The sequence below is a fragment of the Sphingobium xenophagum NBRC 107872 genome, from assembly GCF_000367345.1.
GTDB classification, from domain to species: domain Bacteria; phylum Pseudomonadota; class Alphaproteobacteria; order Sphingomonadales; family Sphingomonadaceae; genus Sphingobium; species Sphingobium xenophagum.
The window spans coordinates 24,124-40,145 of record NZ_BARE01000005.1; the positions used below are offsets into that span (position 1 = coordinate 24,124).

General features: G+C 65.0%; 18 protein-coding genes. 9 read left to right on the forward strand and 9 right to left on the reverse strand.

Annotated elements, in window-relative coordinates:
• Positions 1-5: 5 nt before the first annotated feature.
• Genes SX1_RS02565 through SX1_RS02575 form a run of 3 tightly spaced genes read right to left on the reverse strand, consistent with a single transcriptional unit; the run spans position 6 to position 2,553 of the window.
• Positions 6-332, reverse strand: a complete 327-nt coding sequence (locus SX1_RS02565; protein WP_017181354.1) for a DUF423 domain-containing protein — start codon at positions 330-332, stop codon at positions 6-8.
• Complete coding sequence (locus SX1_RS02570) at positions 329-2,131, reverse strand: cation:proton antiporter domain-containing protein (RefSeq protein ID WP_019051785.1); 1,803 nt, start codon at positions 2,129-2,131, stop codon at positions 329-331. The genes SX1_RS02565 and SX1_RS02570 overlap by 4 nt, the downstream gene beginning before the upstream one ends.
• Positions 2,131-2,553 (reverse strand): iron-sulfur cluster assembly scaffold protein, encoded by a 423-nt coding sequence (locus SX1_RS02575; RefSeq protein WP_019051786.1) that lies wholly within the window; start codon positions 2,551-2,553, stop codon positions 2,131-2,133. The genes SX1_RS02570 and SX1_RS02575 overlap by 1 nt, the downstream gene beginning before the upstream one ends.
• A gap of 212 nt (positions 2,554-2,765) precedes the next feature.
• On the opposite strand from SX1_RS02575, the gene SX1_RS02580 reads away from it, so the two are divergent.
• Together SX1_RS02580 and SX1_RS02585 are read left to right on the forward strand one after the other, a co-directional pair.
• Positions 2,766-3,215 carry a YaiI/YqxD family protein gene (locus SX1_RS02580; protein ID WP_019051787.1) on the forward strand — a complete coding sequence of 150 codons (450 nt, stop codon included), beginning with the start codon at positions 2,766-2,768 and terminating at the stop codon, positions 3,213-3,215.
• Positions 3,215-4,387 (forward strand): BaiN/RdsA family NAD(P)/FAD-dependent oxidoreductase, encoded by a 1,173-nt coding sequence (locus SX1_RS02585; RefSeq protein WP_026149431.1) that lies wholly within the window; start codon positions 3,215-3,217, stop codon positions 4,385-4,387. The genes SX1_RS02580 and SX1_RS02585 overlap by 1 nt, the downstream gene beginning before the upstream one ends.
• Positions 4,388-4,539: 152 nt before the next feature.
• Here the strand turns inward: SX1_RS02585 and SX1_RS02590 are convergent, their stop codons facing one another.
• Positions 4,540-6,594 (reverse strand): transglycosylase domain-containing protein, encoded by a 2,055-nt coding sequence (locus SX1_RS02590; RefSeq protein ID WP_019051789.1) that lies wholly within the window; start codon positions 6,592-6,594, stop codon positions 4,540-4,542.
• Between the two features lie 108 nt (positions 6,595-6,702).
• Between SX1_RS02590 and SX1_RS02595 the strand changes: the two genes are divergently transcribed.
• Positions 6,703-6,900, forward strand: coding sequence for a hypothetical protein (locus SX1_RS02595; RefSeq protein ID WP_019051790.1), 198 nt, complete (start codon positions 6,703-6,705; stop codon positions 6,898-6,900).
• A 127-nt stretch (positions 6,901-7,027) separates the two neighbouring features.
• Here the strand turns inward: SX1_RS02595 and SX1_RS02600 are convergent, their stop codons facing one another.
• Entirely contained in the window at positions 7,028-8,338 is a 1,311-nt protein-coding gene (locus SX1_RS02600) for an MFS transporter (protein ID WP_026002084.1), read from the reverse strand.
• Positions 8,339-8,483: 145 nt separating this feature from the next.
• Between SX1_RS02600 and pgsA the strand changes: the two genes are divergently transcribed.
• From pgsA to SX1_RS02615, 3 genes are read left to right on the forward strand one after another with little or no spacing between them, the layout of a single operon-like run.
• On the forward strand, positions 8,484-9,047 hold the full coding sequence (pgsA, locus tag SX1_RS02605; RefSeq protein ID WP_026002085.1) for a CDP-diacylglycerol--glycerol-3-phosphate 3-phosphatidyltransferase: 564 nt from the start codon (positions 8,484-8,486) through the stop codon (positions 9,045-9,047).
• Between the two features lie 9 nt (positions 9,048-9,056).
• Positions 9,057-9,311, forward strand: coding sequence for a molybdopterin converting factor subunit 1 (moaD, locus tag SX1_RS02610; protein ID WP_019051792.1), 255 nt, complete (start codon positions 9,057-9,059; stop codon positions 9,309-9,311).
• Positions 9,308-9,751, forward strand: coding sequence for a molybdenum cofactor biosynthesis protein MoaE (locus SX1_RS02615; RefSeq protein ID WP_017181364.1), 444 nt, complete (start codon positions 9,308-9,310; stop codon positions 9,749-9,751). Before moaD ends, SX1_RS02615 begins: the two co-directional genes overlap by 4 nt.
• 42 nt (positions 9,752-9,793) lie before the next feature.
• Here SX1_RS02615 and SX1_RS02620 read toward each other — a convergent pair whose 3' ends face one another.
• Both SX1_RS02620 and SX1_RS02625 read right to left on the reverse strand, forming a co-directional pair.
• Positions 9,794-10,720, reverse strand: a complete 927-nt coding sequence (locus tag SX1_RS02620; protein WP_019051793.1) for a hydrogen peroxide-inducible genes activator — start codon at positions 10,718-10,720, stop codon at positions 9,794-9,796.
• 39 nt (positions 10,721-10,759) lie between these two features.
• Positions 10,760-11,533 carry a sulfite exporter TauE/SafE family protein gene (locus tag SX1_RS02625; RefSeq protein WP_019051794.1) on the reverse strand — a complete coding sequence of 258 codons (774 nt, stop codon included), beginning with the start codon at positions 11,531-11,533 and terminating at the stop codon, positions 10,760-10,762.
• A gap of 188 nt (positions 11,534-11,721) precedes the next feature.
• Here SX1_RS02625 and epsC point away from each other — a divergent pair, with 188 nt between their 5' ends.
• Positions 11,722-12,435 carry a serine O-acetyltransferase EpsC gene (gene epsC / locus SX1_RS02630; RefSeq protein ID WP_026002086.1) on the forward strand — a complete coding sequence of 238 codons (714 nt, stop codon included), beginning with the start codon at positions 11,722-11,724 and terminating at the stop codon, positions 12,433-12,435.
• The gene (locus tag SX1_RS02635; RefSeq protein WP_017181368.1) at positions 12,435-12,773 is read left to right on the forward strand and encodes a DUF2794 domain-containing protein; all 339 of its coding nucleotides are present in this window, start codon (positions 12,435-12,437) and stop codon (positions 12,771-12,773) included. The genes epsC and SX1_RS02635 overlap by 1 nt, the downstream gene beginning before the upstream one ends.
• 42 nt (positions 12,774-12,815) lie before the next feature.
• Here SX1_RS02635 and SX1_RS02640 read toward each other — a convergent pair whose 3' ends face one another.
• Positions 12,816-13,874: a hypothetical protein gene (locus SX1_RS02640; protein ID WP_017181369.1), complete on the reverse strand. Its 1,059-nt coding sequence runs from the start codon at positions 13,872-13,874 to the stop codon at positions 12,816-12,818.
• A 138-nt stretch (positions 13,875-14,012) separates the two neighbouring features.
• Between SX1_RS02640 and SX1_RS02645 the strand changes: the two genes are divergently transcribed.
• A complete protein-coding gene (locus SX1_RS02645; RefSeq protein WP_019051795.1) occupies positions 14,013-14,942 on the forward strand; it encodes an NAD(P)H-dependent flavin oxidoreductase in 930 nt (309 codons plus the stop codon).
• Positions 14,943-15,079: 137 nt separating this feature from the next.
• Here the strand turns inward: SX1_RS02645 and SX1_RS02650 are convergent, their stop codons facing one another.
• Positions 15,080-15,958 (reverse strand): alpha/beta fold hydrolase, encoded by an 879-nt coding sequence (locus SX1_RS02650; RefSeq protein ID WP_019051796.1) that lies wholly within the window; start codon positions 15,956-15,958, stop codon positions 15,080-15,082.
• Positions 15,959-16,022 lie beyond the last annotated feature (64 nt).

Consider the following 16,022-nt stretch of genomic DNA (forward strand, 5'->3'; position numbering starts at 1 on the left):
GCGCGTCAGCGTTGCCCGAAGGTCCATGCCGCCCAGAGCCAGCCAGCGATCATCAACAGGCCGCCAATGGGCGTCACCGCGCCGAGCCATTTGGGCGCGCCCAGCGCCATGGCGTAGAGGGTGAGGGCGAAGATCGCCGCGCCAACCAGCAAAAGCGCTGCCGCGCCGCGCGCCACGCCCATGATCGCCAGTGCGGCGACGGCATGAACCAGCTGGTAAAGGCCGCCGGTGCGCAGCCATTCCGCCGCCTTGGGATCGGCAACGCCATGCGCGCCAAACGCGCCCGCCCCGATGGCGAGGGCGGCAGACAGGGCGGCGAATATGGGGATCATGGCTTTTCTCCGTCGCCGCGCGAGAGCAGGCGCATGCCTCTGCCGGGGCGATACATGAGATCCTTGGCCGCCAGCAGCGTGCCATGTTCGATCTGGAGCGCCAGCCTTTGCTGATCGTTGGCGCGATATTGGCGTTCGACTTCCTCGATTTCCTCCGACGGGACGCCAAGTGCCTCCATCGCCTGCACGCCCATGCAGATGGCCGATTCATAGACTTCGCGCACCACGGCGGCGAGATCGATGTTCTGCAAGGCCAGCAATTGCCGCCGGTCGAAGGCACGGACCATCAGCGCCGCCTGCGGGAAGGCTTCGGCAATGGGTTCAAGGGTGCGGCTGTCAAGCGAGGGATCGTCGATGCAGAAGGCGATCAGCCGGGCTTCTTCCGCGCCGGCGCGGCGCAGCAGGTCGATGCGGGTGCCATCGCCATAATAGACTTTCGTGTCGAACCGCTGCGACGTTTCGATCTGGGCGGGCTTCTTGTCGATCGACACGACGGCAAAGCCATGGCCGATCAGCATTTGCGCGACCGTCTGGCCGAAGCGGCCATAGCCAACGATGATCGCGGTGCCGCGCGGCGCTTCGTCCGGGTCGGGCAGATCGGCGCCGGCACTGGGCGTGGCGAATTCAAACCGGCGGGCGAACAGCATCAGGAAGGGGGTGGTCGCCATGGAGAAGGTGACGATGGCGCTGAACAGGCTGGCGGCTTCGGGCGCGATCAGCAGCGCGCCCTGCGCCTGGGCGAAGAGGACGAAGCCGAATTCGCCGCCCTGACTGAGCAGCAGGCCAGCGCCAAGCGCGGGTCGCCAGTCCATGCCGAACAGGCGGGCGAGGCCGGTGATGATCGCGGCCTTGGTCGCGACCAGGATCAGCGCCATGCCGATGACGAACACGGGATTGGCGGCGACGGTGGCGAGGTCCAGCACCATGCCGACCGCCAGGAAGAACAGGCCGAGCAGGATGGAACGGAACGGTTCGACGTCCGCCTCTATTTCATGCCGATAGGGCGAATCGGCTAGCATCACGCCCGCGACGAAGGCACCCAGGGCGGTGGAAAGATGCAGGCTGTGCATCAGCGCGGCGGCGGCCAGCACGGTGAACAGGCCGACGGTGACGAACAGTTCGCGCTCGCCCAACCGTCCGACAAGGGACAGGAGCGGGCGCAGGACGAAGCGACCGGCCAGAACCAGGCCCGCGATCGCCGCGACGGTATAGGCCGCCGTCATCCATCCGGGCGGTCCGCCTGCATCAGCGGGGTTGCGGGACAGGGCGGCGACGATGGTGATCAGCGGGACGATGGAAAGATCCTGAAACAGCAGGATCGAGAATATCTTTTCACCGAAGGGCGAGTTGATGCGGCCGCTGGATTTCAGGCCCGGCAAGACCTGAGCGGTCGACGAGAGGGCGAGCGGCAGGCCGAGCGCAATCGCCGCGCCCCAGGTGAAGCCGGTGAAATAGAAGATGATCGCGGTCAGGACGCAGCCGCACAGCACCACCTGCGCCAAGCCGAGGGCGAATATGTCCCGCTTCAGCCGCCACAGCCGGGCGGGATGCAGTTCCAGACCGACGAGGAAAAGCAGCAGGACGATGCCGATTTCGGCAATGGCGAGCTTCGATTCGCCGCCGCCCACCAGCCCCAGCCCCTGCGGCCCGACCAGCGCGCCCGCGACGAGATAGCCCAGCACCGCGCCCAGCCCGAAGCGGCGGAAGATGATGACGAACAGCAACGCCGCGCCCAGCAGGAGGACGCCGTCGGAGAGCAATATCTCGGTCGCGGTGATGGGAGCGGCGGATTTGGCCATCAGGCGTCGGCCATCCGGGCGGCTTCGGCAATGGCTTCAAAGCCCAGCCGGATCGAGGCATGGCGGGCGGGGTAGCCGCGCGCCGGGGCGAGGACGGCAAGGCCGGGCCAGAAATCGAGATCGTCGCTGGCGCCCGACAGATAGGCGGTCAGCTTGTCGCGCGCCTCGGCCAGTTCGTCGGCGCTCATGCCGATGGCCTGCGCGGCCATCAGCGAGGCGGATGCCTGCCCCAGCGCGCATGCCTTTACGTCCAGCCCGATGTCGGACAGGCGACCGTCGGCCATCGCCACATCCACCGTCACCCGCGACCCGCAAGTGGGGGAGCGCCGCTCCACGCTTGCCTGCGGGGCAGGCAGGCGGTGATGATGCGGGATGCTGGCGGCGAGCCGCAAAATATCTTTGTTGTACAGGGGGGCGCTCATTGCCGTCTCATGTAGGGCAGGATGGGCGTGGGGTGAAGGCGGGGAATGGTCATAGCGGGAAATAAGCTCCGGCCACGACCAACGGCAGCGTGTTCCCGCGTAGGCGGGAACCCAGTTCAAACGGCGCGACTGTGTTCCCGCCTGCGCGGGAACACAGGGCGCTTCAATCGGGCCATTGTGAAGTGCTGTCCCCGCGCTTATCGCCCGGAGCCATGAAGATTCTGGTCGATGCCGATGCCTGTCCTGTGAAGGACGAGATTTACAAGGTCGCCTTTCGTCATGGCGTGCCGGTCACGATCGTGAGCAACAGCCCGATCCGGGTTCCCGCCCATGACCTGATCGACCGGGTGGTGGTGAGCGACGGGTTCGATGCGGCGGACGACTGGATTGCCGAGCGGGCGGATGCGGGCGCGGTGTGCATCACGGCCGACATCCTGCTGGCGGACCGATGCCTGAAAGCCGGTGCGATCGTGATTGCGCCCAATGGCAAGCCCTTCACGCTGAGTTCGATTGGCGCGGCGATTGCGACGCGGGCGATCATGGCGGATCTGCGCGCGGGGGGCGAACAGATTGGCGGGCCGCCGCCCTTTGGCAAGACTGACCGTTCGCGATTCCTGTCGGCGCTGGACGAGGCGCTGGTGCGCGGCAAGCGGGGTCGATGATGGCCGATTGGGACGCGATCATCCTGGGTGCGGGTGCGGCGGGGATGATGTGTGCGGCGGTCGCAGGCCAGCGGGGCAGGCGGGTGCTGCTGATCGATCATGCCGATCAGCCGGGCAAGAAAATCCTGATTTCGGGCGGCGGGCGGTGCAATTTCACCAATGTCGATACGGCGGCGGATCGTTATCTGTCGGCCAATCCGCATTTCGCCAAATCGGCGCTGGGGCGCTACAGCGCGCAGGATTTTATCGCGCTGGTCGATAGTTATGGCATCGCCTGGCATGAAAAGACGCTGGGGCAATTATTCTGCGACGGGTCGGCAAAGCAGATTGTCGCGATGCTGGAGGAGGAATGCGCCAAGGGCAGGGTGACGATGGCACTGGGGCAGCCGATTGCCGACGTGGCGCATGGCGATGGCCTGTATCGGGTGACGGTCGGCGGGGTGGAGCATTGCGCGCCCGCGCTGGTGCTGGCGACGGGCGGGCCGTCCATCCCGAAAATGGGCGCGACCGGCTTTGCCTATGACGTCGCGCGGCAATTCGGGCTGTCGATCATCCAGCCCCGCCCTGCGCTGGTGCCCTTCACGCTGGGGGCGGACGAGGCGCTGTTTCAGGCACTGTCGGGCGTGTCGGCGGACGTCATGGTCCGCTGGAACAAGATGCGTTTTCGGGAGGCGGCGCTGTTCACCCATCGCGGTCTGTCGGGACCGGCGATGTTGCAGATATCTTCCTATTGGCAGCATCGCACCCCGATCCATGTCGATTTCCTGCCAGACCATGACGCGGACTGGCTGATCGAGGCGAAGCGCGAACGGCCACGCGCAAGTTTGCGCAAGATAGTGGCGCAGGCGCTGACCGAGCGGCTGGCCGATGCGCTGCTGGAGCGGGCCGGGGTGCAGGGCGAGATGGGCAACCTGTCCGACAAGGCGCTGCGGCAACTGGGTGCGCGGCTGCACGACTGGCCGTTCGCGCCGACGGGGACGGAGGGCTATGCCAAGGCCGAGGTCACGGTCGGCGGGATTGCGACGGCGGGCTTGTCATCGCGGACGATGGAGGCAAGCAAGGTGCCGGGCCTGTACGCGATTGGCGAGGCGGTGGACGTTACCGGCTGGCTGGGCGGCTATAACTTCCAATGGGCGTGGGCCAGCGGATGGGCGGCCGCGCAGGCGGTTTAGGGTCGATCGACATTCAGCCCTGACGGCCTGCAAATGGCGATTTTCCGTGCTTCCGGTGCTCACCTACTTTTAGTAGGCTGCGCTCCGGGTCACGAAAAACCACCATTTTCGGCTCGTCATCATCTGAATGTCGATCGACCCTGACGGTCGAGTTAAGGCCCGCTATCCTCGCCCTGCGGCGGTTGCGTGGGGGCGATGCGCGGTGGGGGCGTGTCGGCTGGCGGGGCGGGCTGGTCGGTGGGCAGGCGGATCTGGGCCGGGCCGAGATTCACGGTCATGCCGCCTTCGTCGACACCGAGTCCGACATTGCCGATGCCGGTTTCCACGCTGATATTGGCGATGGCGTTGACGAGGTCGGCATCCTGCGTTTCGACCGGGGCGTCCTCCACCGCTTCGTTGATCGCGCCGCTCATGAAATTGCGCCAGATGCGTGCGGGGATGCCGCCGCCTGCCGCGCCGCCGGGGAGCGGGCTATTGTCGTCATTGCCGATCCATACCGCCGTCACCAGACCACCGGCATAGCCAACGAAGATGGCGTCGCGGCTGTCCTGGGTCGTGCCGGTCTTGCCGAAGGTGCTGGTGCGCAGGGCCGCGGCGCTGCCGGTGCCGCGATTGGCCGCGGAGGAGAGCAGGTCGCGGATCATGGCCAGTTCATCGTCATCGAAGGCGCGCTGGCGCGCCATCAACCGTTCGAACCAGCCCCGTTCTTCGGGCGGCAGGCCATGGGCAAGGACGGGATATGATCCCGCCGCGACCGCCGCATAGGCTTCGGCCAGTTCGATCAGCGGAATTTCCGATGTGCCGAGTGCCAGGCTCAAATCCTCGGTCAGGGGCGCGGTGACGCCCAGATCGCGGGCGACCTTGATGACATTGTCGACGCCGACCTTCTGCGTCAGGCGGACGGCGGCGACATTGCTGGAGGCGGCGAACGCCTGACGCAGGCTGATGCGGCCACGATATTTGCCGCCATGATTGGCCGGGCGATACGAGCCGGTAGTGATCGGCGTGTCGTCGATCATATCCTCTGGCGTCATGCCTGCGCGGAAGGCGGCGAGATAGACGAACAGCTTGAAGGTCGATCCGGGCTGGCGCCTGGCCTGCACGGCGCGGTTGAAGCTGCTTTTGGCGTAATTCTTGCCGCCGACCATGGCGACGACGCTGCCGTCCGGCTTCATTGCGACCAGTGCCGCCTGCGCTCCGCCCAGCGGCGCGCGGCGGACGGCGGCTTCGGCCAGGCGCTGGATGCGCCAGTCGAGCGTGGTGTCGATTTTCTGTTCGCCATAGACCGCGCCCGCCCGGTCGCGGGCGTCGGGCAGCACCCAGTCGGCAAAATAGGTGCCGGTGGTGGCGTCGGGCGTTTCGCGGACGTTGAGGCGGACGGGGGGCAGGGCGTTGCGTTCCGCCTGCGTCAGATAGCCAGCGTCCACCATCGCCTGCGTCACCAGCGCGGCGCGGGCGCGCGCGCCCTTCAGATTGCTGGTGGGGGCAAGGCGGGATGGCGCCTTGAGCAGGCCCGCCAGCATCGCGGCCTGCGGGATGGTCAGCCGTTCGGGCGCGCGGTTGAAATAATGGAGCGCGGCGGCGCGCAGGCCATAGACATTGTCGCCGAAATAGACGTTGGACAGATAGCGTTCGAGGATCTGGTCCTTCGTCAGCCAGGCTTCGAGCCAGAAGGCGATCATCGCCTCACGCGCCTTGCGGCCCATGGTGCGGTCGCTGGAGAGGAACACACCCTTGGCCAGCTGCTGGGTGATGGTGCTGCCGCCCTGCGACGATCCGTCCGACCAGAGATTGTGCCAGGCGGCGCGGGCGATGCCGCGCGGATCGACGCCCCAATGGCTGTAGAAGCGCCGATCCTCGATCGCCATGAAAGCCTGGGGCACATGGGCGGGAAGCTGCGCGATGGTGACCGGCGTGTCGATCACCGCGCCGCGCCGGGCGATGAGGTGGCCGTCCGTCGACATCAGGCTGATGCTGGGCGGCGCGATGGGCCGGAGCGAGCGGGAGAGGGGGGCGGTGACGGCGAGCCAGCCGATCACCAGCATCAGCAGCGCCAGGCCAGCCGCGATGATCCAGCCCAATATCTGCAACCGCCGCCGCCAGGGCGTGGGCGGGGCGAAGGCGCTGGGCGGCCCTGCGCCGAATTCGCGCGGCGGCGGCGCGGCGGGATCGGCTATGCTGGACGGATCGGTCATCGGTTCAGCCATGCTGTATTATTCGCCTGATACAGTCAAGTCTGTCCCGCACCGGGACAGGGCCAGGTTAACCATCTTTCGCAATGGCCCAAATGGTAAATAATGCGTTAACCCATCATCATGCGAACACGCCCCCTTGTCCTGACGACCGAATCCGCCCGCCACCCCTTTCGCCAGCGGTTGCCGCAGCATGTGCTGCGCGTTGTCGAGCAGGCGCCAGCGGCCAGGCGAAAGCGGGTCGATGACGATAGCGACTGGAAGCTGTTCGGATTGAGCTTCTGCGCCTTCTTCACGGCCTTCTACAGCTTCATTTCCTGAGCGCCCATCCTCCCCTTGCGGGGGAGATGGCTGGCCGCAGGCCAGACGGAAGGGTGTTGAGCCATCGAGAGGGTGACACCCCGCCGTCACGCCTTCGGCGCGCCACCTCCCCTTGAAGGGGAGGATTTCAGGCACAGACGGGGCCGTCGCACGCCTTGTGCAGTTTCCATGCCAGCCAGGCGCAGGGCAGGCAGAGAAGGGCGACGAGCAGCAGTTGCTTCACGACTGACAGGCCGGCGATCGTCAGGCCGATCGCGATGACCGATCCAACCACCATCATGCCGCTGTTCACGATATTATTGGCTGCGACCGTACGCGCGGCTTCGCATTTTTCGACGGTGGTGGTGAGGAAGGCGTAGAGTGGCACGACGAACATGCCGCCAAAGGTCGCGACGCCGAGCAGGCAGGCGGATAGCGGCATCGCCATGGGATGCGCGAGGAAGTCGCTGAATGAGAGCATCTGTCCGGCGGGGGCGGGCGTCCACAGCGCGCATACGACATGGAAGGCGACGATGCAGGCGCCCATGCCGATCACCGATGCCGGGGCGTATTTGGCCGAGACATGGCCGCAGAGCAGCCGGTTGATCGCGATCGAGCCGATGGCGATGCCGATCGAGAAGATGGCGAGGAACAGGCTGGCGACCGACTTGTCGGCGGTCAGCACATTTTTGACCAGCGGCGGAAACTGGATGAACAGGATGGAGCCGACCGCCCAGAACAGGCTGATCGACATGATCGCCAGAAACAGGCGGCGGATATGCATGGTGCCGCGCACCAGCGTAATCGACGAGCGGATGATGTGAAAATCGATCGGCGTCCGTTCCAGCAGGGACGGAGCGGACGGCACCCTGCGCCCGGCGGCAAAGCCGATCAGCGCGGTGATGACGATGCCGACCGCAGCGACCTCCACCGGGATCAGGCCAGCCAGAATCGTGCCCGCCAGAATGGCGATATAGGTGCCGGCTTCCACCAGGCCGGTGCCGCCCAGCACTTCATCGTCATGGAGATGCTGGGGCAGGATGGCATATTTGATCGGGCCGAAGAAGGTGGAGTGGACCCCCATGGCGAACAACGCGAGCAGCAGCAGCGGAATGGCCAGCGTGTGGACGGCGATGCCCGCCCAGATGAGGCCGAGGCCAGTCGCGCCGACCAGCATGATCGCGATTTCCGCGCCCTTGACCCAGCGGATGATGACCGCCTTGTCCCGCTGATCGGCCAATTGTCCCGACAAGGCGGACAGGAGGAAGAAGGGCAGGATGAAGATGCCGGTGGCCAGCGCGCTGAACCAGGTTTCCGAGCGTTCGTCGTTATACACCTGATAGACGACGAACAGCACCATCGCGTTCTTGAAGAGATTGTCGTTGAACGCGCCGAGCAACTGGGTGATGAAAAGCGGCAGGAAACGGCGCTTGTTCAAGAGCCTGAGAGAGGCTTTCATGGATGAAGGGGGCTTCTTTACCGTTAGCGACCGGAGCGGGGTCTAGCCGCTGGCGGTGCCGCTGTCCAATCCCGTTGCCGCAATCATGCGTCGCGCCCATGTGTCGCGCCTTGTGCGTCGCGCCGGACTGTGGCAGTCGGCGGCGATGCTGACGCTGCCCAATCTGCTTACGCTTTCGCGCATCGTCACGGTGCCGTTGCTGGTCGCCCTGCTGTGGCCCGCGGAAATGGGCGCGCGCTGGACCACGGGCTATGCGCTGGCCTTCGCGCTCTATTGCCTGATGGGCATTACCGATTATTTTGACGGCTATCTGGCGCGGGCGCAGGGCGCGGTGTCGCGGCTGGGCATCTTCCTCGATCCCATCGCCGACAAGATCATGGTCGCCGCCGTCATCCTGATGCTGAGCGCCACGCGCGACATAGCGGGCATCCATATCGTCGCCGCGATGATCATCCTGCTGCGCGAGATCGCGGTGTCGGGATTGCGCGAATTTCTGGCGGGCATTCAGGTGTCGGTGCCGGTGTCGCGGCTGGCCAAGTGGAAAACCACCTTCCAGATCATTGCGCTGGGCGCGCTGATTCTGGCGGGGGCGGTGCCGCAATTTCCCTTCGTCCAGGCGGTCGGCATCGTGACGCTGTGGGCCGCCGCGCTGCTGACGCTGATAACCGGCTGGGATTATCTGCGCGTCGGCATCAAGCATATGGATTGAGCGCGGATCATGCTGACGATAGTCTATTTCGCCTGGGTCCGCGAACGGATCGGTCTGGATGAGGAGCAGGTGGCGCGGCCCGACGCGGGGACCAGCATTGCCGATCTGGTGGCGATGCTGGCGGCGCGGGGCGGCGGCCATGCCGAGGCGCTGGGCGATGCGACGCGGTTGCGCGCGGCGCTGGACCAGCGGTTCGTGGCGCTGGACAGCCCGATCGGCGATGCGCGCGAGCTGGCGCTGTTTCCGCCGGTGACCGGGGGATGAAGCGGGTCGCGGTGCAGGCCGGGGATTTCGATGTCGCGACCGAACTGGCCGCGCTCGAAGCCCTGGGCGGTGGCGGGGTGGCGAGCTTTACCGGCGTGGTGCGCGGTGGCGGCGGGCTGGTCGCGCTGGAACTGGAACATTATCCGGCGATGACGCAGGCGCAGGTCGACCGCATCTGCGACGAGGCGATGGCGCGCTGGCCGCTGTTGGGCCTGAGCGTCATCCACCGCTTCGGGCGGCTGGAGCCGGGCGCGCGCATCGTGTTCGTCGGCACGGCATCGCGCCACCGCGCCGCCGCGCTGGAAAGCTGCGCCTTCCTGATCGACTGGCTGAAGTCGCAGGCACCCTTCTGGAAGAAAGAGCATTTCGCCGACGGCGCGGCGGGATGGGTCGAGGCGCGGGCGGAGGATGAGGCGAAGGCGAAGGGCTGGATTGGTTAGCATCCGTTTGTTTCTCGACTTCGCTCGAAACGAACGGAGGTGTCAGGCCGCCTCCACCATCGTCGGCGGATCGGACGCTTCGCGCAGAATGCCGGCGAGGAGGTGAAATTCCTTTTCGCGTGGGCTGTTCTTGCGCCAGACCAGCGCGATGTCACGCCAGGCCCGGTCGGAGCGGAGCGGGCGGGCGACGATCTGGGTATGTTCCAATATGCCGCTGGCGATCGCCATTTCAGGCAGCATGGTGACGCCCAGGCCATTGTCGACCATCTGAATGAGCGTGTGCAGCGACGTGCCCATCATGATTGCGCTGGCGCGCAGTTCGGGGCGGTTGCAGGCGGCCAGCGCATGGTCCTTCAGGCAATGCCCATCCTCCAGCAGCAATAATTTGCTCTCGTCGATCATCTCCGGCGCAATCCAGTCTGGCGGATCGCGCGGATCGTCGCGCGGGAAGGCGACATAGAGGCGGTCCTGAAAGAGGATTTCGCTTTCAAGTTCGCCGGTGGCGAAGGGGAGGGCGAGCAGGACGCAATCGACATTGCCATGGCGCAGCGATTCGATTGCGGCCTGGGTCGTCTCCTCGCGCAGATAGAGTTTGAGTTCGGGCCGGTCGGCGCGCAGGCGGGGCAACAGGCGGGGCAGCAGGAAGGGCGCGATGGTCGGAATGACGCTCATGCGCAATTCGCCCGACAGCGGCTTGCCCGACGCTTCGGCGATGGCGGAAAGCTCCTCCGCCTCCCGCAGCACGCGGTGCGCCTTTTCCACGATGCGATCGCCAAGCGCGGTAAAGCGCACGACGCGGCGGGTGCGCTCCACCAGCGTGACGCCCAGCAGCGATTCCAGTTCGCGGATGCCCGCCGACAAGGTGGACTGGGTGACGTAGCAGCTGTCGGCCGCCTTGCCGAAATGTCCCTGTTCCTTCAGCGCAACCAGATATTGCAGCTGTTTGAGGGTGGGGAGGTAGTTGGACATCTATCGGCTTCCTCGATCAGAAAGCCGAATATAAGTGTTTTAGCCGATATATCCAAGATATTTGGCGAGGCCGACGATCGATGTCAGGGTCAGGATGAAGCCGACTGCCGTGAACAACAGGCGGGGCGGGATATGCCTGGCGAGCATCGCGCCGACCGGGGCGGCCAATACGCCGCCGATCAACAGGCCGAGCGTGTAGGTGGTGAAGGCCTGCCAGCCCAGATGGATGAGGAAGGTGAGGCTGATCGACAGGGTCAGGAAGAATTCGACCGTGTTGACGGTGCCGATCGTATGGCGCGGGCTGGACCCCTGCAACAACAGGTTGGAGGTCACGATCGGCCCCCAGCCACCGCCGCCGGTCGCATCCATGAAACCGCCCGTCAGGCCGAGCGGTGTCACCCATTTGGGGTCTTTCTGCTTGGGCGGCAGGTGAAAGCCACGCCAGACGAGATAGAGGCCGATGGCAGCGAGATAGGCCTGAATATAGGGTTTGATGACGGCGCCGTCGATATTGGACAGGACATAGGCGCCCGTCACGCCGCCGATGACGCCGGGAATGATGAGCTTCGAAAACAGCTTCCAGTCGACATTCTTGTGCAGGATATGGCTGATGGCTGAGACGGCGGTGGTGAAGGTTTCCGCGACATGGACGCTGGCCGAGGCGCGGCTGGGCGGCACGCCGAGCGTGAGCAGCAGCGTGCTGGAGATGACGCCATAGGCCATGCCGAGCGCGCCGTCGACCATCTGCGCGCCGAAGCCGACCAGGATGAACGGCAGGATTTCGCCGAAATGGGCCGTGAGAGCGTCGATCATCCGTCTGCCTTTGGTCTGATTGTCTACTTATATAGTTGTCTTATCGGCGCGCGGCAAGCAAGTTCCTATTTGCGGTGGCGAAGGGGAAATAGCGCCGTCTCTGGAAAAATCGGACCCGCATCGCTATGTTGGGTTCGATTTAGCTATAGCGGCGTGCGGACAGGCGCGCCCGGTTCGGGGATATGTGGATGGTACGCGCCCTCATTGCCTATCTGGATTCGGTCAAATCGCGCGATCCTGCGCCCCGGTCCCGTGCAGAAATCCTGTTATATCCGGGCGTTTGGTCGCTGGCCTTTCACCGGGTGGCCCATCGCCTGTATCGGGCGCGGCTCTTTTTCCTGGCGCGCGCGGTCAATCATTTCTCGCGCTTCATGACCGGGAACGACATTCATCCGGGGGCCAAGATCGGCAAGCGTTTCTTCATCGACCATGGATTTACCGTGGTCGGGGAGACGGCGGAGATTGGCGACGATGTGACGCTGTACCAGAATGTGACACTGGGCGGGACCGATCCGGCCAATGGCATTGCGGGCAAGCGGCACCCGACGCTGGGCGATGGCGTGATCGTCGGGTCGGGCGCGCAGGTGCTGGGGCCAGTGACGGTCGGCGCGCGGGCGCGGGTCGGGGCCAATGCGGTGGTGACCAAGGATGTGGCCGAAGGCGCGACGATGGTGGGCATACCGGCGCGGGCGATGCTGGTCGACGTGACCGCCTATCAGCGTGATTTCGTGCCCTATGGCACCCCTTGCTCCGACTGTTTCGACCCGGAAAAGCAGAAGCTGGAACTGCTCCAGTGCGAGGTCGAACAGTTGCAGAAGCGGCTGGCGGAGCTGATCGCGGAACAGCAGCGGCCCAAGCTGCCCGACGACGAGTCGCTGTTCAAGGCGCGTGACCGGGCCTGATGTCCAATGTGACGCCGTTTCCCAAGGGTGGAGCGGGGCAGGTCGGGTTCGACCGGCAGGAATTGCAGCGGATCATGGACCTGTATGGCCGGATGGTGTCCGCCGGGCACTGGCGTGACTATGCCATGGACATGGGGCGTGAGGCCGCGATTTTCAGCGCGTTCCGCCGCGCCGCCGAACGCCCCGAATATCGCATCGAAAAACGGCCGGCGCTGCGCAACCGGCAGGGCATGTGGGCGCTGGTCGGCGAAGCGGGCAATATATTGAAACGAGGCCAGGATTTGCAGAATATCCTGGCCCCGGTCGAGCGCAAATTATTGCGGATCGTGGAGGGGTAAGTCCTCCTGCTCCCTCCCCAAGGCAGGCTTTGGGGAGGATGTTCAGGCCGGTGCGCGATCGAGATAGGGCAGCTTGTCGATCAGGGAAGGGGGCAGGCCGCCGACCACCAGCGTGCGGGCATGGTGCCAGAGCGCCGACAGCAGCAGCAGCGAGGAGCCGATCACCAGTGCGGTGAAGGCGGCGGAGAGTTCGACCGCGCCGGCCTGCTTGAACAGGGCATAGAGGGCGAAGAGAACATAAGCGAGGCTGGAGACCAGCAGCGCGCGCCGGTCGATCGCCAGAGCGACAAGGCCGAAGGCGACATAGAGGGCGATGACCATCACTGCCTTTGCGACGCTGATGTCGTCGCCGTCGAATACGCCGAGCAGGTGGAAGAGCGAATGGGCGATCATCGGCGCAGCGGTAAGGTGCAGCCAGAAGGCGACGTCCGACCGGCGGGTGATGCGGCTGCGGTCCGACATGTCCCACCACATGGCGAAGGCGAAGATGGCAAGCCCGCCAGCCAGCAACAGCAGGAAGGGCAGGGTGACATTGTTCGGGATCGCCGCGATGACGAGGCCCGCGACGACGCCAGCCGCCGCCGCAGCGCCTGCCGCCACGGTGATCGGCACCATGAAGCGCCGCCAGTGCGCGAAGGCCGCCAGCGCGCTGAACGCAGCGACGCCAGACAGGATCAGCGCGCCTGCCCGGTCGCCGACATCGGGGAAGAGTTGCGCCGCCAGCGCGCCCAGCGAAAAGGCGACGCCGCCGACGAAGCCGGCCAGCAACAGGATGGAGGGCAGCGCCATGCGCCGCTGGCGGGTGAAATATTCGGCGAGGCCCCAACTGGCTGCCGCGACCAGCAGGCCCGACATCAGCGAGGGATGATGTTCCGGCGCGCCCAGCCGGATGCTGTTGCCCAGCCAGCCGACCGCGACCAGCAGGATGATGCCGGCGATCGCCACGAAAATATCGTTGAAGCCGGTCAGCAGGCGGAAGGATTCTTCATCCACCACCGGGCTGGACCGCAGCCGGGCGACATGATCGCGCAGCGCCTGCGCGCTTTGCGCGGGGATAACCCCCGCCGCTACGGCATCCTGTAGATCACTCTCGCTATACATCGTCCATCTCCAACGGACCATTGATTATGGCCTGTCATAGCATGACTGTATTATATCATCAATACAGTTGATTTGGCCTTTTTCTGCGACGCGGCGAGTGATAGCGCGAGTGGCGAACAAAGAAGGAGAGCCGCGATCATGACCCTGCCGACATCGCTTCAAGGCCGTTTGTCGCTGCCGCTGATCGGATCGCCCATGTTCATCATATCCCAGCCCGACCTGGTCATCGCCCAGTGCCGGGCAGGCATTGTCGGCGCTTTCCCCTCGCTCAATGCCCGGCCTTCAGGCGTGTTCGAAAGCTGGCTGCAACGGCTGACCAGCGAATTGACGGAAAAGGATGCGCCCTTTGCCGTCAACCTGATCGTCCACAAGACCAATCCCCGGCTGGAGGAGGATCTGGCGCTGTGCGTCAAATATCGCGTCCCGATCATCATCACGTCGCTGGGCGCGCAGGAAAAGGTGAATGAGGCGATCCATAGCTATGGCGGGATCGTGCTGCATGACGTCATCAACAACAGGTTCGCGCGCAAGGCGATAGAGAAGGGCGCGGACGGCCTGATCGCGGTGGCGGCCGGGGCAGGGGGGCATGCCGGGACGCTGTCGCCCTTTGCCCTGGTGCAGGAAATCCGCCAGTGGTTCGACGGGCCGCTGGCGCTGTCCGGGTCGATTGCGACGGGCCGCTCGATCGCGGCGGCGCGGATGATGGGGGCGGACCTGGCCTATATGGGATCGCCCTTCATCGCCACGAGCGAGGCCAATGCCGATGCGGCCTACAAGCAGATGATCGTCGATTCCCAGGCCGACGACATCATCTATTCCGATGTGTTCACCGGCGTTCATGGCAATTATCTGCGCCCCAGCATCGTGGCGGCGGGCATGGACCCGGACGCGCTGCCCAAGGCGGCAGACATGGATTTCGCCAGCGCCATGACCGACAAGAAGGCATGGCGCGATGTGTGGGGATGCGGGCAGGGGATCGGCGCGATCACCAAGGTGCAGCCAGCGGGCGACTTTATCGCCGGGCTGAAAGCGGAGTATCAGGCGGCGGTAGCGGGGTTTGTGGCTTAGGCTGCCGACGACTTTGTTAGCCTCCCAACACCGTTCGCCCTGAGCCTGTCGAAGGGCCGTTCTTCTTGCGCAAGAAGAGCAAGGCTTCGACAAGCTCAGCCCGAACGGACGTTGGTGTGGCTATCCGAAGGACAAACTCACAAAAACGCCCTCAATTCCGCGATGAAGCGGTTGAACTGGTCGTGGTGGAGCCAATGGCCCGCATCGGCAAATTCGACCAGTCGGGCGTTGCTGAAATGCGCGGCGCGACCGTCCTTGACCGGGTTGGACGCCCAGCTGTCGAGGCCCAGGCACAACAGGGTCGGCGCGCTGATCTGTCGCCAGAAGGCGGGCAGATCGTCGTCCGATCCGGCCTGTGGCGCAGCGCCGTTGAGATAGGGATCGAATTTCCAGCTATAGCTGCCATCTTCATTGCGATTGACGCCATGCATGGTGAGGTGCAGCGCCTGTTCCAGCGAGAGATGTTCGTTGCGTTCGCGCATCCGCCCGACCGCGGCCTCTATCGTGGGATAGCGTTTGGGGGTGCGGCGGGCGCTGGCGCGCCGGGATTCGATCCAGTTGCGCCACCGGTCAGGCTCTAATTCCTGCGCCTTTTCCTGTATCCGGTGGGGCGAAAGGCCCAATCCTTCGATCGCGACGATTTTGTCCACCTTGTCGGGGAACAGGCCGGCAAAGCGCAGCGCAATCGACCCGCCCAGCGAATGGCCGACGATCCTGATCGGCGATCGGTCCAGCAGATCGACAAGCAACGCCAGATCATAGACATAATTGGTCATCATATAGGCGCCGTCAGCCGACCAGCCGCTGTCGCCATGGCCGCGCAGGTCGAGCGCAACAACGTGATAATCCTTCGCCAGCGCGCGCGCCGTCCAGTCCCAGCTGCGCCCATGGTCGAACCCGCCATGGACCAGGATCAGCGTGGGCGCCGATGAATTGCCCCAGTCGAGATAGTGCAGCCGGGTGCGCAACGACGTGAAGAAATGCGATGTCGGTGTGGGCGCAAGCGGCGTGTCCATGTAATCCTGCGATTTTGTTGGAATTTTTATTCCATTGGCGAAGTGCAGGCTGCTTGCAAGGGCT